23 protein-coding genes are annotated in these 19,579 nt (G+C 64.2%); 9 read left to right on the top strand and 14 right to left on the bottom strand.

The genetic code is table 11. The annotated features are described in order from the left end of the window. Positions 1-3 precede the first annotated feature (3 nt). Positions 4-591, bottom strand: a complete 588-nt coding sequence (locus CH285_RS18110; protein ID WP_032365186.1) for a type IV toxin-antitoxin system AbiEi family antitoxin domain-containing protein — start codon at positions 589-591, stop codon at positions 4-6. Between the two features lie 110 nt (positions 592-701). On the opposite strand from CH285_RS18110, the gene CH285_RS18105 reads away from it, so the two are divergent. After that, the gene (locus tag CH285_RS18105) at positions 702-1,448 is read left to right on the top strand and encodes an LmeA family phospholipid-binding protein (RefSeq protein ID WP_176458521.1); all 747 of its coding nucleotides are present in this window, start codon (positions 702-704) and stop codon (positions 1,446-1,448) included. Between the two features lie 61 nt (positions 1,449-1,509). Here CH285_RS18105 and deoC read toward each other — a convergent pair whose 3' ends face one another. After that, positions 1,510-2,160, bottom strand: coding sequence for a deoxyribose-phosphate aldolase (deoC, locus tag CH285_RS18100; RefSeq protein WP_032369790.1), 651 nt, complete (start codon positions 2,158-2,160; stop codon positions 1,510-1,512). Between the two features lie 58 nt (positions 2,161-2,218). Between deoC and CH285_RS18095 the strand changes: the two genes are divergently transcribed. Both CH285_RS18095 and purU read left to right on the top strand, forming a co-directional pair. Beyond that, a complete protein-coding gene (locus CH285_RS18095; protein ID WP_094643909.1) occupies positions 2,219-3,061 on the top strand; it encodes a class I SAM-dependent methyltransferase in 843 nt (280 codons plus the stop codon). 13 nt (positions 3,062-3,074) lie between these two features. Continuing rightward, the gene (gene purU / locus CH285_RS18090; RefSeq protein ID WP_032365183.1) at positions 3,075-3,959 is read left to right on the top strand and encodes a formyltetrahydrofolate deformylase; all 885 of its coding nucleotides are present in this window, start codon (positions 3,075-3,077) and stop codon (positions 3,957-3,959) included. 10 nt (positions 3,960-3,969) lie between these two features. Here purU and CH285_RS18085 read toward each other — a convergent pair whose 3' ends face one another. From CH285_RS18085 to CH285_RS18065, 5 genes are all read right to left on the bottom strand, one after another. Further along, complete coding sequence (locus CH285_RS18085) at positions 3,970-4,995, bottom strand: alpha/beta fold hydrolase (protein ID WP_080731889.1); 1,026 nt, start codon at positions 4,993-4,995, stop codon at positions 3,970-3,972. 80 nt (positions 4,996-5,075) lie between these two features. Then, positions 5,076-5,366, bottom strand: coding sequence for a DUF2516 family protein (locus CH285_RS18080; protein WP_027498392.1), 291 nt, complete (start codon positions 5,364-5,366; stop codon positions 5,076-5,078). A gap of 67 nt (positions 5,367-5,433) precedes the next feature. After that, positions 5,434-6,228, bottom strand: a complete 795-nt coding sequence (locus CH285_RS18075; protein ID WP_032365180.1) for a heparin-binding hemagglutinin — start codon at positions 6,226-6,228, stop codon at positions 5,434-5,436. Continuing rightward, positions 6,221-6,688, bottom strand: coding sequence for a helix-turn-helix domain-containing protein (locus tag CH285_RS18070; protein ID WP_027498394.1), 468 nt, complete (start codon positions 6,686-6,688; stop codon positions 6,221-6,223). Before CH285_RS18070 ends, CH285_RS18075 begins: the two co-directional genes overlap by 8 nt. 73 nt (positions 6,689-6,761) lie before the next feature. Continuing rightward, complete coding sequence (locus tag CH285_RS18065; protein ID WP_027498395.1) at positions 6,762-8,036, bottom strand: DUF445 domain-containing protein; 1,275 nt, start codon at positions 8,034-8,036, stop codon at positions 6,762-6,764. A 140-nt stretch (positions 8,037-8,176) separates the two neighbouring features. On the opposite strand from CH285_RS18065, the gene CH285_RS18060 reads away from it, so the two are divergent. Further along, complete coding sequence (locus CH285_RS18060) at positions 8,177-8,854, top strand: TetR/AcrR family transcriptional regulator (protein WP_228139367.1); 678 nt, start codon at positions 8,177-8,179, stop codon at positions 8,852-8,854. Here the strand turns inward: CH285_RS18060 and CH285_RS28000 are convergent. After that, complete coding sequence (locus CH285_RS28000) at positions 8,851-9,024, bottom strand: hypothetical protein (RefSeq protein ID WP_167326064.1); 174 nt, start codon at positions 9,022-9,024, stop codon at positions 8,851-8,853. The two genes, CH285_RS18060 and CH285_RS28000, sit on opposite strands and share 4 nt — an antisense overlap. A 72-nt stretch (positions 9,025-9,096) precedes the next feature. On the opposite strand from CH285_RS28000, the gene CH285_RS18055 reads away from it, so the two are divergent. Both CH285_RS18055 and CH285_RS18050 read left to right on the top strand, forming a co-directional pair. Further along, a complete protein-coding gene (locus CH285_RS18055; RefSeq protein WP_176458522.1) occupies positions 9,097-9,642 on the top strand; it encodes a type 1 glutamine amidotransferase domain-containing protein in 546 nt (181 codons plus the stop codon). 16 nt (positions 9,643-9,658) lie between these two features. Further along, positions 9,659-10,648: an iron-siderophore ABC transporter substrate-binding protein gene (locus tag CH285_RS18050; protein ID WP_094643908.1), complete on the top strand. Its 990-nt coding sequence runs from the start codon at positions 9,659-9,661 to the stop codon at positions 10,646-10,648. A gap of 70 nt (positions 10,649-10,718) precedes the next feature. Here CH285_RS18050 and CH285_RS18045 read toward each other — a convergent pair whose 3' ends face one another. Next, a complete protein-coding gene (locus tag CH285_RS18045) occupies positions 10,719-11,180 on the bottom strand; it encodes a PPOX class F420-dependent oxidoreductase (RefSeq protein ID WP_027498399.1) in 462 nt (153 codons plus the stop codon). Between the two features lie 32 nt (positions 11,181-11,212). Between CH285_RS18045 and CH285_RS18040 the strand changes: the two genes are divergently transcribed. Continuing rightward, entirely contained in the window at positions 11,213-12,070 is an 858-nt protein-coding gene (locus CH285_RS18040; RefSeq protein WP_094643907.1) for a polyphosphate kinase 2 family protein, read from the top strand. 53 nt (positions 12,071-12,123) lie between these two features. Here the strand turns inward: CH285_RS18040 and CH285_RS18035 are convergent, their stop codons facing one another. The 4 genes from CH285_RS18035 to aceA form a co-directional block, all read right to left on the bottom strand. Next, positions 12,124-13,164 carry an NAD(P)-dependent alcohol dehydrogenase gene (locus CH285_RS18035; RefSeq protein ID WP_094643906.1) on the bottom strand — a complete coding sequence of 347 codons (1,041 nt, stop codon included), beginning with the start codon at positions 13,162-13,164 and terminating at the stop codon, positions 12,124-12,126. 96 nt (positions 13,165-13,260) lie between these two features. Further along, the gene (locus CH285_RS18030; RefSeq protein ID WP_371128976.1) at positions 13,261-13,542 is read right to left on the bottom strand and encodes a hypothetical protein; all 282 of its coding nucleotides are present in this window, start codon (positions 13,540-13,542) and stop codon (positions 13,261-13,263) included. Between the two features lie 85 nt (positions 13,543-13,627). Further along, positions 13,628-14,503, bottom strand: a complete 876-nt coding sequence (locus tag CH285_RS18025) for a 3-hydroxybutyryl-CoA dehydrogenase (protein WP_032373732.1) — start codon at positions 14,501-14,503, stop codon at positions 13,628-13,630. Positions 14,504-14,667: 164 nt separating this feature from the next. After that, positions 14,668-15,957 (bottom strand): isocitrate lyase, encoded by a 1,290-nt coding sequence (aceA, locus tag CH285_RS18020; RefSeq protein WP_027498404.1) that lies wholly within the window; start codon positions 15,955-15,957, stop codon positions 14,668-14,670. 532 nt (positions 15,958-16,489) lie between these two features. Here aceA and CH285_RS18015 point away from each other — a divergent pair. Beyond that, positions 16,490-17,404 carry a DUF559 domain-containing protein gene (locus CH285_RS18015; protein ID WP_143545007.1) on the top strand — a complete coding sequence of 305 codons (915 nt, stop codon included), beginning with the start codon at positions 16,490-16,492 and terminating at the stop codon, positions 17,402-17,404. A 194-nt stretch (positions 17,405-17,598) separates the two neighbouring features. Here CH285_RS18015 and CH285_RS18010 read toward each other — a convergent pair whose 3' ends face one another. Further along, on the bottom strand, positions 17,599-18,003 hold the full coding sequence (locus tag CH285_RS18010) for an SPW repeat domain-containing protein (protein WP_032381228.1): 405 nt from the start codon (positions 18,001-18,003) through the stop codon (positions 17,599-17,601). Positions 18,004-18,151: 148 nt separating this feature from the next. On the opposite strand from CH285_RS18010, the gene ramB reads away from it, so the two are divergent. Beyond that, positions 18,152-19,564, top strand: a complete 1,413-nt coding sequence (ramB, locus tag CH285_RS18005; RefSeq protein WP_027498407.1) for an acetate metabolism transcriptional regulator RamB — start codon at positions 18,152-18,154, stop codon at positions 19,562-19,564. The last annotated feature ends 15 nt before the right edge of the window (positions 19,565-19,579 follow it).

The raw sequence follows: 19,579 nt of genomic DNA, 5'->3' as shown, positions 1-19,579 counted from the left end.
CGATCACGTACAGGCGGACAGTGCCAGTTCGACGCGTTCGGCCACTCGATCGGTGCTGCTGCCGGCCTCGGAGTACAGCGCCTGCGGGTCGACGCGACCGATGGCCACGGCGTCGCCCACCACCTCGTCGAGGGTGATCTGCGAGATGCCACCTGCGGCGAGGTCGAGGACCGTGCGTACGGGAGTGGTGATGTTGAACGTGCCGGCCGATTCGACGTCACGCGGCTCTAGCCGAAGTCGGTGCACTGCCAGGCGAGTGTCGGTGAGTCGTAGGTCTCCGAACGCGCAGAGATGTACGAACTGCGGGTGCAGGTGTCCGAAACCGTGCAATTCGGCGGCGCTCTGGTGTGAGATCACTGCCTCGCCGCCGAACCACGCGCACCACATAGCGAACACTTCGAGTTCGCTGTGCGGCCACTGTCCGAGCCGAAACAGGTTGCGCTCGACGCGAGTCCACGTGGCCGTGGCCAGGTTGACGCGCACCATCGCAGAGTCGAAGCCGAGTTCACCGGCCTGCTCGGCGGTGAAGTAGCCGTCCTGCCGGGTAGCGAGCGAGTGCAGCTCCTGCACACTCGGTCCTATCGTGCTCATGCAGCAAGAGTACGTCAGAATGTGTTACACATCACAAACTTTCGAATCGAATCCCCGGACTCGGCGAGTTTCACAGAGCTTGCTCAGAAACTTCGGGAAGACTGCCGGGAATGACATCCTCAGCCAGGCGCAGCACAGTACCGCTGATCGCAGTCTCCGTTGTTGTCGTCCTCCTCGTCGCCGTCATCGGCGGAGAACTGTTCGTTCGGCAGCAGATCAAATCCTGCCTCGCCGGCCAGCTCGAGTCCGAGCTGGGCAGCCAGGTGGAGGTGGGTCTCGGCTTCAAGCCGGTCTTGCTGTCCTTGGTAGACAAGAAAGTCTCGTCGGTGACCGTCGACAGCGACGATGCTCGATTCGGCCCGGCCGAGGGCATGGTCGTGCACGCCGAGGCGAACGATCTGAACCTGACCCAAAGCGCCGACTCCGGCGGCACCATCGGTAGCTCGAGTGCCGACATCTCGTGGTCGACCGACGGCATCACCCGCACCCTGCAGAGCCAGGGCATCGGTGCCATCGTCTCCGGGGTCACGTCCGACGCGTCGGCGGGCACCCTGGAGTTCGCCGTCGGCGCGCTTGCGAATCTGACCGTCAAGCCGCAGGTCACGGGCGGCAAGGTCGACGTCCAAACCGTCGACGCATCGATTCTGGGCCTGGGAATCCCCACCGATCTGGTCGATTCCGTCGTCGGCGTGCTCACCGACAGCCTGCAGGCGTACCCGCTGGACATGGCTCCGACGTCGCTGACCGTCACCGACTCCGGCATCGAACTCGCCCTCGAAGGCGGCCAGTACACCATCCCGGCCACCCAGCAGAACCAGAATCAGCAGACGCCCGAGGGTTGCTCCCTGGTCGCGTAACCCACGTGAGCGGAAACTCGTAGCCCACTACGAGTTTCCGTGCACGTGCGACGCAGTCGCTCTAGTTCAAACCGTCGAGTACCGCGCGGGTACCCGATAGCCCCAACCGCGTGGCACCGGCGTCGATCATGGCCAGGGCAGCGTCCGTGGTGCGGATGCCGCCGCTGGCTTTGACGCCCAAACGTCCGCCGACGGTCTCGGCCATCAGCCGCACCGCCTCGACGCTCGCGCCGCCAGCGGGATGGAATCCGGTGGATGTCTTGACGAAGTGAGCTCCGGCCTTCTCCGCGGCGCGGCACACTTCGACGATCGCCTCGTCGGACAGCGCTGCCGATTCGATGATCACCTTGAGTACCGCGTCGCCGATGCCTTCGCGAACGGTCACGATGTCGGCCAGAACGGCGTTGTAGTCCCCGGCAATGGCCGCGCCGACGTCGATCACCATGTCGACCTCGTCGGCCCCCTGCTGCACGGCCAGTCGCGCCTCGGATCCCTTGATCAGCGAATGATGCTTGCCCGACGGGAATCCGGCCACCGCAGCGGTGAGCATGCCCTCGGCGCGAATCGGCAGCATCGACGGGGAGACGCACACGGCGAGCACTCCCAGCTCGCGGCCTTCCTCGATGAGGGCCTCCACGTCGGCGGCCGTGGCCTCCGGCTTGAGCAGGGTGTGATCGACCATTCCGGCGAGGGCGGCGCGGGTGAGTGTCATGAACCCAGCTTTTCACAGCACCGCATGTCGCGGCCCTGTCGGTCTACCATTCTCGGCTATGGACGCAGCCTCGCTCGCCGACACGTTCAACGCCACCAGCAGGGAGTTCGACGCGGTGACGCCGCTGGTCTGGGGCCCGGCCGGGCAGTCGCTGATATTCGCTCTCGGGCTGCGATCCGGCGACGCCGTACTGGACGTGTGTTCCGGCACGGGGGCGTCCGCACTCCCCGCCGCGGCAGCTGTCGGCCCGGACGGTCTGGTCCATGCCGTCGACCTCGCCGACGACCTGCTGGAGGTGGGCCGGGTGAAAGCCACCGAGCGCGCCCTACGCAACATCGACTTCGTCGTCGCCGACGCCACTGCCTGGGAACCGCCGTCGACCGTTCCCGACGCCGGATACGACGCCCTGGCGTGTTCGTACGGCATCTTCTTCCTGCCGGATCCCGAGCGGGACTTCTCGCGCCTGTTGTCGCTGGTCCGGCCTGGTGGCGGCGTCGGGGTGACGGTGTGGCGTCAGGGCGCGATCGAGGCGTTCTCCCGTGCGTATTTCGAGGTGATCGCAGCACATTCTCCGTCCACGGAGCAGGTGGGCCGCCTCGCGCAGGAGGGGTACGACAAGCACCCGATCCGGCGCATGGAGACGGCCGATCTGCTCGGTACGTGGCTCGCGGCGGCCGGTACGACGGACGTCCGGGCGGTCGAGCTGAGTAATCATGTACCCGCCACGGAGTCGTTCGTGTGGAGCTTCGTGTTGGGCAGTGCTCTGCGCGGCGCCCTCACCCCGTTCGACGACGCAGCCGTCGGGCGGATTCGAGCGGACTTGTTCGCGTCGCTGACCGAGCGCGGCATCGATTCGATCGATCTCGGGACACTGGTGGCAACCGGGTTGCGAGCGCCCTGAGAGAATTGCCCTCATGAGTTCTTCCGTGTCCGAGGATCGCCGCTACGTTCTGTCCCTCGGTTGCCCAGACAAGACGGGCATCGTCGCCCGTATCTCCACGTTCCTCGCCGAGGTCGGCGGCTGGATCGTCGAGGCCGCCTATCACGCCGATCCCGATACCGGTTGGTTCTTCACGCGTCAGGCCGTGCGGGCCTCGTCGGTGAGCATGAGTGTCGAGGATCTGCGTGCCCGCTTCGCCGAGGTGGCTGCCGAGCTCGGCCCGGAAACCGAATGGGCACTGCATGATTCGGGCGCACCCAAGCGAGTCGTACTGCTGGTGAGCAAGGAAGCACACTGCTTGCACGATCTCCTGGGCCGCGCGGCCGGCGGGGAGCTACCCGCTCAGATATCGGCGGTGATCGGCAACCACAGGTCGCTCGAGCCCGTCGCTGCGGCGCACGGAACACCCTTCCATCACGTCGAGTTCGCGAAGGACCCGTCCGAGCGCGGACCGGCTTTCGAGGAAGTCCGCTCGCTCGTCGACTCCTACGACCCGCACGCGGTGGTGTTGGCGCGCTTCATGCAGGTGCTGCCCGAGTCGCTCTGCGAGCACTGGGCCGGTCGCGCCATCAACATCCACCACAGCTTCCTGCCGTCGTTCGTCGGTGCTCGGCCGTACCACCAGGCGTTCGCCCGTGGCGTCAAGCTCATCGGCGCAACGTGCCATTACGTGACCGCCGAGCTCGACGCGGGACCCATCATCGAGCAGGACGTCATCCGCGTCGACCACTCCGACGAGGTGACCGACATGGTGCGTCAGGGGCGCGACATCGAGAAGCTGGTGCTCTCCCGCGGCCTGCGCTGGCACCTCGAGGATCGCGTCCTGGTGCACGGACGCAAGACCGTGGTGTTCAGCTAGACCGTTAGGGTCACAGGTTCCGCAGGCGAACCACTTCGGCGTTGAAGTCGTCGATCGCTTCCACCGAGCTCATGTGGCCGATTCCGGGGATCACGATCAGTCGGCTCAGGTGATCGTGGTCGTCGAGTGCTCGGGCGAGCTTGCGCGCGTGCACGGGCGGGGTCAGTCGATCCGCAGATCCGACGAGCACGCTGGTGGGCACGGACATGTTCTCGAGCGCCTCGCGGATGTCGAGGTCGCTCAACGCAGCGCCCCAGATACCCCGGGTACGCGGCGCGCACTCGAGCACGATCTTCTCGCAGAACGCCACCTCGGCGGGCGTGGCACCGGGGGCCATCGAGATGTACTTGATGGCTTGGCGGGTCACCGGGGACGGCCGTAGCGGTAGCGCCGAGCTCAGCACAGCGCGTCCCACCGGAGCGGGTACCCGTGGGAAGCGCTGCGGCAACGGGATGACGGTGGTCTCTCGGACGAGGGAATCCGTCGCCGTGCTGGCGAGCAGCACGGCGCTGACCAGGCGGTCGACCTGATCGGGGTAATTTCCGGCCCACGCCATGATCGACATGCCGCCCATACTGTGCCCCACCAGGACGGTCTTGTTGTCCTCGGTGACGGTGGCCGAGAGAACGGCCGACAGGTCGTCGGCCAGTACGTCGGGGCTCAGCGGACGCGTTCCGACGTCGCTGCGTCCGTGTCCGCGCTGGTCGTAGACGATGACGCGGTAGCGACCTGCGAGCGCATTGATCTGCGGAAACCAGTAATCGGCCGAGCATGTCCAACCGTGACTGAACAGGACGGGTTCGGCATCGGGGTCACCGTAGCTGCGCACGTGCAGGTGTGCGCCGTCGTCGGTGACGACTTCGGTGACGGTCGGCTCGGCCGTGGGATGCTGCAGCAACTCGTCCGGCTGCACGTCCGTGGTCTTGGTGAACGAATGGAGTCGACGTCGCCGAACGACGAAGGCCCCGATGCTCGCGGCAGCGGCGATGCCTCCGACTCCGAGCAGCGAACGTTCGATTACCTTGCGTGAAACCACTGATATTCCCCTCTACCTGTGACCCCCGAGCGGGTGCGGTAGAGGTTACGCCCAGCGCCGAACGGGTGCTTCAAGCCCCTCTACCAGCGCGGTCCGCGCTGAATGCCGTCGATCTTGGGACGCACGTCCACCAGGTACACCGCGATCGCGACGACTCCGATGATCCAGAACATGATGACGATCGGGCCGATCAGCGTCAGCAGCAGCCCGACGGCCAGAATGCCCAGCCAGGCGTTCTTGGTCAGCTTGCCGGTGGCCGGAAAAGCGTCGGCACGTTGGCGTAGCGCGTGGAAGATTGCGTACGCAGCCCCTGCAATCGAGATGATTTGCAGGATCAGGAAGATCGTCTGGGAGAAGCTGCTCGCAATCACGTCGCCCAGTGTACGAGAAACGACCCCTGCACCGTGCGGTGCAGGGGTCGTTTTCTTTACGAGTGCTTTAGCTGGTGGTCTTCTTGGCCGGAGCCTTCTTGGCAGCCGGTGCCGGTGCGGTCTTCTTGGCGGCCGGTGCCGGGGCAGCCTTCTTGGCCGGTGCCGGAGCAGCCTTCTTGATCGGTGCGTCGGCGGTGCCGCGGGTCTTGGATTCGACCTTGCCTGCCACGCCGCTCACCTTGTCGGACGCCTCGACGGCCTTGTCCTTGGCTTCGTCGCCGGCTTCGTCGATGTTCTCGGCGAGCTCGTCGGCGGCCTCGGAGATCTCGTCGGCACCTTCGCGAACCTTGTCCGACGCGATGCCGGCCAAAGCTGCGGCGCGCTCGCCGACTGCGCGGGTCTGCGATGCGACAGTTCCGAGAGCGTGCTCGGTGAGGTCGACGACGTCGTTGGCGGCGGAGTTGGCCCGCTCGAGGCCTTCTTCGACTGCCGGGGTGCGGCGGATGCGCTCGACGGTCTCTTCGCCGCGCTCGGCGAGCGAAGTGTACAGGTCGGACGCGACCTTGAGGTACGCCTCGGCTACCTTGCGAAGCTCGTCCGGGGTGAAGCGCTCGCGGAGCTCGGCGATCTCGTCGGGCAGCTCTGCGGGCAGGTTCGTCAGGCGCTCGCGGAGCGACTCGACGCCCTCGGTGACTTCGTCGGAGAGGTCTGCGATGCGAGCGTTGACCTCGCTGGTCCGGCTCTCGGCGCGCGAGCGCACCTGTGCCACGACATCTGCGACGGCCTGGACGACTGCGTCGCCGGCACCGACAGCTGCGTAGATCGGAGTCTTGACGTTCTCGAAGTTCTTGGAATCAGACATCTGGTGTCTCCTGTTCGTCGGTTTCGGGCTCTTGCGTCGACTCGTTCTCACGACAGAACGAGTCGTAGATCTCGATCAGCACTTGCTTCTGCCGTTCGGTGATGTGCTCATCGCCGAGCAGAGCTTCGCGCACCGGACCGTGGGGACGCGCTTCCAAGATCCCGGCCCGGACGTACAGCACCTCGGAGGAGACGCGCAGACCCTTGGCTATCTGCGCAAGCACTTCTGCGGACGGATTGCGTAGTCCGCGTTCGATCTGGCTCAGATACGGGTTGCTCACTCCGGCCCTGCTCGCGAGCTGCCGCATGGATACTTGTGCGGCTTCTCGCTGGGAACGGATGTAGCTTCCGATGTCCTGGGCTGCAGTCGTGACGACTGCGGCGACAAGGTCTCCGGCCTCGGCGACCACCTGCGTCGCCTCGGTCGCTTTGGCGACCAGATCCCCCTCGTTCTCGGCCATCTCGGCCTCCTGGTTTCGGTGTCCTACTGGACGGTACCGAAGGGTGCTAACTATTGCAAGCACTCTGCTAGCACTAGTGCCCGAAGATCAGATCGGAGACGGTGTAGATCGCCAGGCCTGCGATGGAACCGACGACGGTGCCGTTGATCCGGATGAACTGGAGATCCCGTCCGACCTGCAGTTCGATCTTCCTGCTCGCTTCCTCGGCGTCCCAGCGCGCGACGGTGTCGCCGATGATCGTCGTGATCTCGTCTGCGTAGTTGGCAGCGATGTAACGGGCCCCACCCAGCAGCCATCCGTCGGCTTTTCCGCGCAGTTCGTCGTCGTCGCGCAGTCGAATGCCGAAGTTGGCCGTGTTCTCCTTGATCTTGTTGCGCAAAGTACTCGTCGGATCGTCCACCGACTCGGTGATCAGACGCTTGGCCACCTTCCACGTCGACGCGGCGAGCCCGGTGATCTCCTCGCGGCCCATGATCTGTGCCTTGAGCTTCTCGGCCTTCTCGATGGTGGCCGGATCGTTCTGCAGATCGTTGGCGTAGTCGACGAGGAACTTGTTCGCCGCCAGGCGCACCTCGTGTTCGGGATTGGAGCGGATCTTCCACGTGAACTCGACGAGTTCCTTGTAGACCTTCTCCCCCAGCAGCGTGTCGACGAACTTCGGCGACCAGTTGGGCGAGTCCCGGGCGACCACACGATCGATCATTTCCTGGCTGCCCAGTGCCCACTGATGAGCCCGCTCGGCCAGCATGTCGATCAGCGGCAGCTGACGGTTCTCGCGAAGCAGCTCGTCGAGGATGCGGCCGATCGGCGGACCCCATTGCGGATCGGCCAGTCGGCGCACGATGGTGCTGTCGATGACGGCGGTGATGTCCTCGTCGTTGAGCACGTCGACCACGCCGTGCAGCACCGTTGCCGCCTCGGCCGCCACCCGTTCCGCATTGTCGGGTTGGGCGAGCCAGGTGCCGAGCCGCAACGGCACCTGAGCCGACGCGACCTTCTCCGAGACGACCTCGGGCGCGAGGAAGTTGCTACCGACGAACGAGCTCAGGCTGGCACCGAGCTGGTCCTTCTTCTTCTTGATCAGGGCTGTGTGCGGAATCGGAATGCCCAGCGGATGCTTGAACAGGGCCGTCACTGCGAACCAGTCCGCCAGCGCGCCCACCATGCCTGCCTCCGACGCCGCTCGGACGTACCCCACCCATGCCCCGGCCCCGGTGGATTCCTGCCAGCGGCAGAAGAGATAGACGATCGAGGCGAAGACGAGGAATCCCGTCGCGACGGTTTTCATCTTGCGGAGGTCGCGACGCTTGGTCTCGTCGTCGAAGTTCATGAGCTGCACACCCGACATTGTGCCCAGAATCGCAACCGATCAACCGGGCACGGCCCCCTCCTGTGTCGTACCCGACGCATAAGGTGAGTGACGTGGTGAAAAATAGTGCGGCGGCAGCCTCGGAGGACGCCCCCGAGGCGGACGCGGACAAGCCCAAGATCGAGAAGCCGGACGGCCGCAAGCGTCGATGGCGAGAGCACAAGATTGCCCGACGCGAGGAGCTCGTCGACGGTACGTTGGCCGCGATCCGGCTGCGTGGTCGAGAGATCGGGATGGACGAGATCGCGTCGGAGATCGGTATCTCGAAGACGGTGCTCTATCGGTATTTCACCGACAAGAACGATCTGACCAGCGCGACGATGTCCCGGTACGTCGAAACCACCCTCGCGCCGCGCATCTACTCCGCGATCTCCCACGAGCTCGACGAGTACGAGCTGACCCGGGTGGTGGTGACCGCCTACGTCGAGACGGTGGCCACCGATCCCGAGGTGTACCTCTACGTGATGGCCAACAACGCCGGCAACAACCGGGACGTGGTGGCCGAGTCCGAGCGCATGATCGCCGAACTCCTCTCCACCGTGTTGGGTGAGCGGCTGCGCCAACGCGAGATGGATTCGGGCGGCTCGGTGCCGTGGGCGTTCGCCATCGTCGGCGCAGTCCAGTTGGCCACGCACTGGTGGATCTCGAACAAGTCCATGTCCGCCGATGACCTGATCGACTACCTCTGCATGATGATGTGGGGCGGCATCCACGGCGTGGCCATGGCCGACGGCTCACCGGCCAAGTTCAAGTCGCAGCCGCATCCTCTGGTGGACGACGAGCCGGGTAAGTCCTAGCGCTCGTCGTATTCGTCGTCGAGCGGAACTTCGGTGCGTTGTTCGATGACGTCCGTGGCGTCGGCCTCGACGGGGAGATCGCCCGCATCCGGCTCGTCCGGTTCGTCCGCGATCGGCAGATTCTGCTCGACGCGATCCTCGGTCGGAGATTCGATCGGTGATTCGCTCATGTGTCCATTCGTACCACTGCCGCGCACACGGTTCTCGTTTGAAACTCGATCGCGCCGGTAATCCGAACGAGCATGAGCAACGAAACATTGTCCGGACGCCGCATTGCCGTTCTCGCCACCGACGGTGTCGAGCAGGTCGAATTGGTGCAGCCTCGTGAAGCCGTCGAAAATGCTGGTGCCACAGTCACATTGGTGTCGCTCGATCACGGCGACATCCAAGCCATGAACAGCGACGTGAACGCAGGCGACACGTTCAGTGTCGACAAGATCGCGGGCGAGGTATCGGTCGACGACTTCGACGCGTTGATCCTGCCCGGCGGCACCACGAATCCCGATCAACTGCGCGTGGATGCGGACGCAGTGGAGTTCGTGCGCGCATTCGTTCAGGCGCGCAAACCGGTCGGAGTCATCTGCCACGGCGCGTGGACGTTGGCCGAAGCAGACGTACTGAAAGGCCGCACGCTGACGTCCTACCCGAGCATTCGGACCGACCTGCGCAACGCCGGTGCGACTGTCGTCGACGAGGAAGTGGTCGTGGACGGCAACCTGGTGTCGACTCGTAACCCCGACGACCTGCCTGCCTTCTGCGCGAAGATCGTGGAGCACTTCCGCGCTTGATAGGTTAGCGTGCCCTATGCGCATTTCTCGATCTCTGGCCCTGCCTGCGGCAGCCGTGGCCCTCGCTCTGACCCTGACCGCGTGCGGATCCGGTAATTCCGACGGCGGCGACTCGGCCGACTCGGCTGCTGAAGGCACCGTCGTCACCGACATGTTCGGGGAGGTCGAGGTGCCGGCCGACCCCCAGCGAGTAGTTGCACTCGGCTGGTCCGACGCCGAAACCGCACTGGCTCTCGGCGTGCAGCCCGTCGGAGCCAGTGACTGGCTCGGCGTCGGAGGCAACGGCCTCGGCCCCTGGGTCACCGAAAAGTACGACACAGACCCGACGATCCTGGCCACCTACGACATCGACGTCGAATCGGTCGCCGCCTTGGCACCGGACCTGATCCTGTGGACCAGGAGCACCAACGACAAGGCCGTGTACGACCAGCTGTCCGACATCGCCCCCACTGTCGCGGCCCCTGCGGGAACCGACGTCGCCTACGGCACCACATGGGACGGGCAGACCGAGATCGTCGCCGAGGCGCTCGGAAAAGTCGACGAAGGCAAGAAGCTGATCGACGACACCGAGACCCAATTCGCCGAGACCGTCGCTGCCAACCCGGAATTCGCCGGCAAGTCCGTCGCCGTCGGCACGCTGTACAGCGGCCAGAGCGGGGCCTACGTACGCGGCGACACCCGAGTCGACTTCCTCGAAGCACTCGGACTGTCGAACGCCCCGGCCATCCAGGACCTCGCCCAACCCGGGAAGTTCAGCGTCGACCTCTCCGAGGAGAACATCGCGAACCTCGACGCCGACCTGACGGTCATGTTCCCCATCGGCAGCGGACCCGAGGTCATCACCGAGAACCCGCTCATCCAGGGACTCCCGTCGGCCCGCGACGGACGCCTCGTCGTGCTCGGTGACACCGACCTGTCCAACGCATTCTCGGCCGCCTCGGTCGCGGGAACCCGATACGCACTCGACAACGCAGTGCCACTGTTCGCAGCACCACTGAAGGCTTAGCTCACACCCTCCCTGGAGGGCTTGCGACACTCTTCCCGGGCGGGCTTGTCACACTCTTCCCGGGGGCTTGTCACACTCTCCCGGGCGGGAAGCCACCCGCGGCGATCGGGCCCCAGGTGTCGATCGTGATGCGGATCAACGACTTTCCCTGCTTCACCATCGCCGCGCGGTACTCGTCCCAGTCCGAGTGCTCGCCGGCGATGCTGCGGAAGTACTCCACCAGAGGCTCGACGGCGTCGGGGAGATCGATGATCTCGGCCGTCCCGTCGACCTGGACGTAGTCGCCGTTCCAGTCGTCGCTGTGTACCAACACGGTGACGGCCGGCGTGCGGCGGATGTTGTGCACCTTGGCGCGCTCGGGGTAGGTGGCGATGACGATGCGGCCTTCCGAGTCCACGCCTGCGGACACCGGGGAGACCTGCAGACCGTCGTCGCGCTTACGCGTGATCAGGGTGTGGTGGTGCCGCGGAGAGACGAATTCGAGCAGTTGCTCACGCGACACAGTCTCGGCTTTTGCGATGGTAGGGGCCATGAATCCCATGGTAGAGAAGTAGTCTTCCGCCTATGGCCGACAAGTCGAAACTGTGGACGCTCTCTCCCGTCGATGTGCTGCGCGCCAGTGCCTCTCCTCGTGTGGAGGACATCGACTTCACGGCCACCCCGGGCTTCGACGGCGGAAAATCCGACGGCAAGGCGCTGCTCGAAGAGCGCGGCGAAGTTCTTGCTGCCCTGCAGGAGAAGTTGTACGCCCACGGCCGAACCGGCGGTAGCCGATCGGTTCTGCTGGTGCTGCAGGGCATGGATACCGCAGGCAAAGGCGGGATGGTCAAACACGTCATCGGGTTGGTCGATCCCCAGGGCGTCGATCTGGCGTCGTTCGGCGTTCCGAACCAGGAAGAGAAGCAACACCATTACCTCTGGCGGATCCGGAACGCACTTCCGCGAGCCGGACGGATCGGCGTCTTCGATCGTTCCCACTACGAGGACGTTCTCGTCGTCGCCGTGCACGAGCTGGTGCCGCGGGAGGTGTGGGAGAAGCGATTCGACGAGATCAATTCCTTCGAGAAGGAACTGGTCGAATCTGGCACGGTCGTAGTGAAGGTGGCTTTGTTCGTCTCGCCCGAGGAACAGAAGAAGCGACTTCAGGAACGGCTCGATCGGCCGGACAAACATTGGAAGTACAACCCGGGTGACGTCACCGAGCGGGGTTTCCTGCCGCAGTATCGCGCGGCATACCAGCGGGTTCTCGATCGCACGGATCTCGACCATGCTCCGTGGTTCGTCATCCCAGCCGACCGCAAGTGGTACAGCAGATTGGCTGTCACAGAAATTCTGATCGATGCGCTGGAAAAGCTCGATCTCGATTGGCCTGCAGCCGATTTCGATGTGGAGCACGAGAAGAAACGGCTCGCCGAAAGCTGACGACGAAGGGCCCGCGACATTGCGTCGCGGGCCCCTTCTCGGTCAGTTGGAGATCAGAGTGTTGCGGTGTCGATCACGAAGCGGTAGCGCACGTCGGACTTGACGACGCGGTCGTATGCCTCGTTGATCTTCTCGGCCGGGATGACCTCGATCTCGGCACCGATGTGGTGCTCGGCGCAGAAGTCCAGCATTTCCTGGGTCTCGGCAATGCCGCCGACCATGGAACCGGCGAACGAGCGACGGTTGGCCAGCAGGTTGAATGCCGGAACCTCGAGGGGCTTCTCGGGAACACCGAGCTCGACGAGGGTGCCGTTACGTGCGAGCAGTCCCAGGTACTTGCCCATGGGCAGGTTCGCGGAGACGGTGTTGAGGATCAGGTCGAACTTGCCCTGCAGATCCTTCAGTGCGGTGGTGTCCTTGGTGGCGTAGTACTCGTCCGCACCGTAGGCCTTGCCGTCTGCTTCCTTCGCATCCGTCTGGCTCAGCACGGTGACGTGCGCGCCCATGGCGTGAGCGATCTTCACGCCGATGTGTCCGAGGCCGCCCATACCGATGATGGCGACCTTTTTGTCGGGGCCGGCTCCCCAGTGCTTGAGGGGCGAGTACAGCGTGATGCCTGCACACAGCAGCGGTGCGGCGACATCGAGCTCGACGCCCTCGGGGATGCCGAGCACGAACTTCTCCGTGACGACGATCTGGGTGGAGTAACCACCGTTGGTGAACTCACCCTCGTAGGTCGTCGAGTTGTACGTCTGGACGACGCCCTTGGTGCAGTACTGCTCGTCGCCGTCGAGGCACGCCTCGCACTTGCCACACGAGTCGACGAAGCAGCCGACGCCGACACGGTCGCCCACCTTGCGGGTGGTTACCTCGGAGCCGACCTCGGCCACGATGCCGGCGATCTCGTGTCCGGGAACGACGGGGTACGTGGTGCCACCCCACTCGTTTCGAGCGGTGTGGATGTCGGAGTGGCAGATGCCTGCGAACTTGACGTCGATGAGGATGTCGTTCGGTCCGACTGCGCGTCGCTCGATCGTCGCCTTCTCGAGCGGGGCGTCCGGAGCGGTGGCCTGGTAAGCGGTAGCTGAAGTCATAACTACATTGCTACCTACGCATCTGTGTAAGCGCAACACAGCTACCGCCTCGACCAGGCTATTCCCGCTCTGAACGAGTCGTTCGCAACACTAAGGTCAGCTGTTCTTGGCGATATTGACGCCCAACCACCCAACATACGCCACCAGACCGACCAGTCCGATCTTACGGGTCTTGGGGTACGCGATAGCCACGCCTACTGCCAACTCGGTGGCACCGTTGCGGCTGATCCAGGTTCGCGTGTCATTGGGGAACGGGAGCTTGGTAATTCCCTCGAAAGCCTCGGGGACCACGAAGTGGGCGGCGCCGGTGGCGGCCAAACCGATCCCGAAACCCTTGGCGACCAGACCGTTCGACTTCTTGGACTTGCTCACTGACATGCTCCCTGGGATCGATGGATTTGCACCGGCAGACCGACAATAGCGCTCGGCAGGCCGCTGCGCGGCGACCCGCCCGAGACGCCCACTACTTTGCTACGCGGCCGTTCTCGTAGCGGTAGAACCCGGCCCCGGTCTTCTTGCCCGTCTGTCCCGCCTCGACCATGCGCAGCAACAGCGGCGGTGCCGCGAACAGCGGCTCGTCGAATTCCGAATACATGGAGTCGGCAATGGACTTGACGGTGTCGAGACCTACGAGATCCGCGAGCGCGAGCGGTCCCATCGGGTGCGCCAAACCCAGAACCGTCGCTTTGTCGACGTCTTCCTTGGTGGCGAATCCCGACTCGACCATGCGGATCGCCGAGAGCAGATACGGAACGAGAAGTGCGTTGACGACGAAGCCCGAGCGATCCGCGGATCTCACCACCTGCTTGCCGAGAACATCTCCGGCGAAGGCTTCGGCGCGGTCGGCCACCGCATCGGACGTTGTACTCGTGGTGACCAGCTCGACGAGCGGCAATACCGGAACCGGATTGAAGAAATGAAGTCCGACGACGCGTTGCGGTGCCGTGGTGGCCGACGCGAGCGTCGTGATCGGAATGGACGAGGTGTTGGACGCGAGCACGGCATTCGCGTCGGACACCACCGCGTCGAGTTCTGCGAATATTGCCGCCTTGATCTCTTCGTCCTCGAGGACTGCTTCGACGACGAGTTGGCGGTCTGCGAAGTCCCCGAGGTCGCAGGTGAACCGCAACCGGGAGGCGGCGTGTTCTCGTTCGCGCTCGGTGATCTTGCCGCTGCTCACTCCGCGGTCCAGTGATTGCAGGATGCGGCTGCGGCCGGCCGTCGCCAGTTCGCGAGTCTGTTCGTAGACCGCCACGTCGACGTGCGCGCGGGCGCAGACCTCTGCGATTCCCGCACCCATCTGTCCGGCTCCGACGATCCCCACCCTCTCCACCGTCACAGCAAACTCCTAGCGAATAATGTTGCAGCACAACAGCTTAAAGCGAGATGAGGGTAACCCTTCCGGGGTACGCCCAGAACCCAGGCGATACAAATCAGGCGGCCCGCAGCGAAACGCTGGGGCCGCCTGACTAGTGCGCTGAAGATCCGGGGAGGCGGGCTAGCTCAGTGGAACTGGCCTTCTTCGGTGGAGCCCTTCAGTGCTGCCGTCGAGGTGTTGGGGTCGACGGTGGTGGCGATGCGGTCGAAGTAGCCCGCGCCGACCTCACGCTGGTGCTTGATGGCGGTGAAGCCACGCTCTTCGGCAGCCTTGAACTCGCGCTCCTGCAGGTCGACGAACGCGGTCATGCCTTCGCGGGCGTAGCCGTGTGCCAGGTCGAACATGCCGTAGTTGAGCGAGTGGAAGCCCGCGAGGGTGATGAACTGGAACTTGAAGCCCATGGCGCCGAGTTCCTTCTGGAACTTCGCGATGGTGGCGTCGTCCAGGTGTGCCTTCCAGTTGAACGAAGGCGAGCAGTTGTAGGCGAGCAGCTGGTCCGGGAATTCGCTGCGAACCGACTCGGAGAACTTCTTGGCGACCTCGAGGTCCGGGACGCCGGTCTCCATCCAGATGAGGTCTGCGTACGGTGCGTAGGCCTTGGCGCGAGCGATGCAGGGCTCGATGCCGTTCTTGACGCCGAAGAAGCCTTCTGCGGTGCGGGTTCCGTCGAGGAACTCGCGGTCACGCTCGTCGACGTCGGAGGTGATCAGCGTGGCTGCCTCGGCGTCGGTGCGGGCGATGATGACCGAGGGGACGTCGGCGACGTCCGAGGCCAGACGGGCGGAGGTCAGGGTGCGGATGTGCTGCTGGGTGGGGATGAGCACCTTGCCACCGAGGTGGCCGCACTTCTTCTCCGATGCGAGCTGGTCTTCCCAGTGCACGCCGGCAGCACCGGCCACGATCATGGCCTTCTGCAGCTCGTATGCGTTCAGTGCGCCACCGAAGCCTGCTTCGGCGTCGGCCACGATGGGTGCAACCCAGTTCTTGACGGACGTGTCGCCCTCGATCTTGGCGATCTCGTCGGCGCGCAGGAGTGCGTTGTTGATGCGACGGACGACCGACGGAACCGAGTTGGCCGGGTAGAGGCTCTGGTCCGGGTAGGTGTGGCCCGAGAGGTTGGCGTCGCCGGCGACCTGCCAGCCGGAGAGGTAGATCGCCTGGAGGCCGGCGCGAATCTGCTGCACGGCCTGGTTGCCGGTGAGGGCACCGAGCGAGTTGATGTAGTCCTCGTTGTTGACGAGATCCCACAGGATCTCGCTGCCGCGGCGAGCGAGTGTGGCTTCTTCGACCACAGTGCCCTGGAGGTCGGAGACCTGCTGCGCGGTGAAGTTACGGGTGACGCCCTTCCAGCGCGGGTTGGTGTCCCAATCCTGCTGAATCTCGGCGGTGGTCTTCGGGGTGCCGGTGGTCGACATCGGAGCTCCAGTCTCTTCTCTGCTTCTCGGCCTGCCGCGAGACGAATCTTCACATCGTTGCCAGGCCCTTCTGGTGTACTCCAAAACAATGGCACACCCGAAAACAGGCGTCTACCAGTTGTTAGTGCCAATCTTGGCTAGCTTTCCAGAGCCCTTTGCTAAGTCTGCAAATTTTCGGGGCTCACATACCTCGCCGATCGGGCAGCGTGGTTACTCGTCGGTAGCGACGAATCCCCAGTTGGTGAACGGAATGAACAAAATTCTTTACGGGACGCTTGTACGGTTTGAATCGGGCGTCTGAATCGAGTCAGAAAAGAGCCTGGTAGTGATGGACGTCACACTCGTCTCGTCTCACGATGTGGACGCTGCACAAGGGGCTCCACTCGCGATCTCTCGTTGGAGAATCCCCCGAGAGAGTGCGTCGAGTGGAGCAGGAATTGCACCATCCACAAGCATTCGGCCATGCACAGGCCATTCCATTTCCCCAGGTCGACCGATCAACACCCCACAACGACACACCGATGCTGCAGCCATGACACACCACAACCCCAGAGGTCATTCCGCAGGCTCCACTCCCACCCCCGCAGGTCATTCCGCAGGCTCCACTCCCACCCCCGCAGGCTCCACCCCCACCACGTGGGGGGACCTCGTCGCCGCAGGGATTCACCCCAGCACCATCTCGCGTCGCTTCACGCGCGTCCTGCCGACGGTCCATATGCGCGGGGAGCCGTCGACGAGGGACCGTTGTCGGGCGATCACGCTGTGGCGACCCGACGCCGTCCTCAGTCATCGATCGGCCGCGTACCTGCGCGGCTGGACCACCGAACCGACAATGCTCGACGCCACCGTCCCCCGAACTGCGCGGCTGAGACCTCCGTCGTGGCTTCGGCTGCACCGTCGCGAGATGGACTCCACGCTCGTCGACGAGGTCGCAGCGCTGCCCTGCACCATCTCTGCGCAGACGATGCTCGATTGTCTGGCGCTACTCCCCCGCCCCGATGCCGAGTTGCTGATCGACGAGCGCCTGAAGTTCGGAATGGACCCGGCTTCGTTGCTCTGCCTACTCGACCGATTCCCGGGTCGGCACGGGAACGTCGAGCTGGCTCGTCAGGTGCGGCTCGCGGTATCGAGATTTGCGTCGGAGCCCGAGCGCGCCCTTGGCCGCGCAGTGCATCGACTCGGCCTGCGCCTGGAGATGAACGCTGCAGTCGGTCCGTTCGTGTGTGATTTCGTCGACCGCCGCAGCCGAACGATCATCGAAGTCGACGGTCGCGAATTCCACAGTGCAGCAGCCGTATTCAGCAAGGATCGCCGACGACAGAACGCGCTGGTGCTCGATGGCTGGTTGGTGCTGCGCTACTCGGCGTTCGATGTGCTCGCCGCGCCTGACGACGTGGCTGCCGAAATCGCGTCGGTTGTCAGGCGGCGCCGGGCATCGCGGCGATGACTGCACACGATGCTCCACTCGCTGGGCCGCACACGGAGTTCATCGCGCCCGCCCCAGGGAGTGGAGCACCAGTTGCATCAGGCCGGTCGCAGTGGCATCGCGGCGATGACTGCACACAATGCTCCACTCGCTGGGCCGCACACGGGATTCATCGCGCCTGTCCCGGGAAGTGGAGCATCAGTTGCAGAGAAGCCTCAGATGCGAACGCCGGTGCGCTCGTTGCTGGAGGCCACTACTCGCGAGGTGACCGGCGCCCGGCGCGACGCAATGACCCCCAGCGCACCCATTGCAGCGATCACGAGTCCGCCGACGATGGCGAACAGGTCCGCGGCCAGCAATCCGGAGGGGAAGACCATCAGCGCGGGTGAGACGGCGAGCAACACACCGAGGCCGACGTGGGTCCAGTGGCTCTGCCTGGACGCGGATCCGATGGCCCAGAGCGCCGACGATGCCGCGAGTATGCCGAGCACCAGGATGGCTCCGGTGACTTCTTGGTCGCCCTGGACGGGAAGCCAGACGGTGGAGGCGACCAGAACGGCTCCGGTGACGAAGACGACGACGTCCCTGACGATTTCCGATGTGCGCTGACGATTGGACATGACCGCTCCTCGAGGTGCGTGATGAATAGCTCGTATATCGGTATACGCCTTTACTTCGGCTAATGTTCCCGACGGTCACCGAATCGTGACCCAGCAGCTAGTTGCGAACGGTGTTAAGGCAATTCTTCGCAGGCGTAGCCTGGCAACCGTGTCCAAGACTTTCGTCGGCGTTCGCCTTCGGCAGCTCCGCAGCGAACGCAGCATGAGCCAGGTATCTCTGGCGCAGAAACTCGGCATCTCTGCCAGCTATCTCAACCAGATCGAACACGACGTGCGTCCGTTGACGGTTCCGGTTCTGCTGCGCATCTCGGAGGTCTTCGGCGTCGACACCTCGTTCTTCTCCTCCGAGGACGACACCAGGTTGGTTGCCGAGTTGCGCGAAGTCGCACTCGATCAAGACATGGGCATCGACGCCGATCCGCACGAGATCGCGCAGATGGTCAGCTCGCACCCACAGCTGGCTCGGGCAATGGTCAATATGCATCGCCGATACCGCAATACGACGGCTCAGCTGTTGGCAGCGACCGAGGAACGATTCTCCGACGGCAGCGGCAGCGGCTCGATAAGCAAGCCGCACGAAGAGGTGCGCGACTACTTCTATCAACGACAGAACTATCTGCACGAATTGGATACCGCCGCAGAGGCATTGACATCGCGGATCCGGTTCCATCGCGCCGATGTGGGCGGTGAGATCGCGAAGCGGTTGCGGACGGTGCACGACGTGCAGATCGTCAATCGCATCGACCTCGGTGAGAATGTGCTTCATCGGTTCGACCCGCAGACGCGGGTGTTGGAGATTTCTCCTCACCTCTCCGGCGGGCAGAAGGTGTTCAAGTTCGCCGCCGAGCTCGCGTATCTCGAATGCGGTGATCTGTTGAACAAGATGGCCGACGAGGGAAACTTCACGAGCGAGGCGTCGAAAAAATTGGCGGTGCTCGGGTTCGCCAACTATTTCGCGGCCGCGACGGTGTTGCCGTATCACCAGTTCCACGATGTCGCCGAGGATTTCCGATACGACATCGAGCGGCTGTCGGCCTTCTTCTCGGTGAGTTACGAGACCATCTGCCACCGACTCTCCACGCTGCAGCGCCCCGAGATGCGCGGTGTTCCGTTCTCGTTCGTTCGGGTCGATCGCGCCGGCAACATGTCGAAACGACAGTCCGCCACCGGCTTTCATTTCTCGTCCAGCGGTGGCACGTGCCCGCTGTGGAACGTGTACGAGACGTTCGCGTATCCCGGCAAGATCATGACGCAGATCGCCGAGATGCCCGACGGGCGCAATTATTTGTGGATCGCACGAACGGTGGAACGCCGCGCCGCCCGATACGGGCAGCCCGGCAAGACTTTTGCCATCGGCCTCGGTTGCGAACTGCGCCATGCAGGACGGCTCGTCTATGCCGATGGATTGGACGTGCAGGGCTCGGCGGTTGCGACTCCGATCGGAGCGGGTTGCCGGGTCTGCGAACGCTCGAATTGCCCGCAGCGTGCGTTTCCGCCGCTCGGCAAGGATCTCGACATAGATGAGCACCGAAGCTCGGTGTCCCCGTACCTCGTTCGCTGAATAGAAAGAGAATTC

Source organism: Rhodococcus sp. 05-2256-B1 (assembly GCF_002258465.1).
GTDB classification, from domain to species: Bacteria; Actinomycetota; Actinomycetes; order Mycobacteriales; family Mycobacteriaceae; genus Rhodococcoides; species Rhodococcoides fascians.
Note: the sequence above shows the minus strand (reverse complement) of the source record. Positions and strands in the feature narration are given on the sequence as shown.

What these genes read in the sequence shown, in the direction of transcription:
- CH285_RS18095 (WP_094643909.1), top strand. Translation starts at nt 2,219, where the DNA reads ATGGACGCAGCCTCGCTCGCCGACACGTTCAACGCCACCAGCAGGGAG.
- CH285_RS18055 (WP_176458522.1), top strand. Translation starts at nt 9,097, where the DNA reads ATGAGCAACGAAACATTGTCCGGACGCCGCATTGCCGTTCTCGCCACC.
- CH285_RS18110 (WP_032365186.1), bottom strand. Translation starts at nt 591, where the DNA reads ATGAGCACGATAGGACCGAGTGTGCAGGAGCTGCACTCGCTCGCTACC.
- CH285_RS18065 (WP_027498395.1), bottom strand. Translation starts at nt 8,036, where the DNA reads ATGTCGGGTGTGCAGCTCATGAACTTCGACGACGAGACCAAGCGTCGC.
- CH285_RS18070 (WP_027498394.1), bottom strand. Translation starts at nt 6,688, where the DNA reads ATGGCCGAGAACGAGGGGGATCTGGTCGCCAAAGCGACCGAGGCGACG.
- CH285_RS18075 (WP_032365180.1), bottom strand. Translation starts at nt 6,228, where the DNA reads ATGTCTGATTCCAAGAACTTCGAGAACGTCAAGACTCCGATCTACGCA.
- CH285_RS18010 (WP_032381228.1), bottom strand. Translation starts at nt 18,003, where the DNA reads ATGTCCAATCGTCAGCGCACATCGGAAATCGTCAGGGACGTCGTCGTC.
- CH285_RS18035 (WP_094643906.1), bottom strand. Translation starts at nt 13,164, where the DNA reads ATGACTTCAGCTACCGCTTACCAGGCCACCGCTCCGGACGCCCCGCTC.
- CH285_RS18045 (WP_027498399.1), bottom strand. Translation starts at nt 11,180, where the DNA reads ATGGCCCCTACCATCGCAAAAGCCGAGACTGTGTCGCGTGAGCAACTG.
- deoC (WP_032369790.1), bottom strand. Translation starts at nt 2,160, where the DNA reads ATGACACTCACCCGCGCCGCCCTCGCCGGAATGGTCGATCACACCCTG.
- purU (WP_032365183.1), top strand. Translation starts at nt 3,075, where the DNA reads ATGAGTTCTTCCGTGTCCGAGGATCGCCGCTACGTTCTGTCCCTCGGT.
- CH285_RS18040 (WP_094643907.1), top strand. Translation starts at nt 11,213, where the DNA reads ATGGCCGACAAGTCGAAACTGTGGACGCTCTCTCCCGTCGATGTGCTG.
- CH285_RS18015 (WP_143545007.1), top strand. Translation starts at nt 16,490, where the DNA reads ATGACACACCACAACCCCAGAGGTCATTCCGCAGGCTCCACTCCCACC.
- CH285_RS18050 (WP_094643908.1), top strand. Translation starts at nt 9,659, where the DNA reads ATGCGCATTTCTCGATCTCTGGCCCTGCCTGCGGCAGCCGTGGCCCTC.
- CH285_RS18030 (WP_371128976.1), bottom strand. Translation starts at nt 13,542, where the DNA reads ATGTCAGTGAGCAAGTCCAAGAAGTCGAACGGTCTGGTCGCCAAGGGT.
- CH285_RS28000 (WP_167326064.1), bottom strand. Translation starts at nt 9,024, where the DNA reads ATGAGCGAATCACCGATCGAATCTCCGACCGAGGATCGCGTCGAGCAG.
- aceA (WP_027498404.1), bottom strand. Translation starts at nt 15,957, where the DNA reads ATGTCGACCACCGGCACCCCGAAGACCACCGCCGAGATTCAGCAGGAT.
- CH285_RS18105 (WP_176458521.1), top strand. Translation starts at nt 702, where the DNA reads ATGACATCCTCAGCCAGGCGCAGCACAGTACCGCTGATCGCAGTCTCC.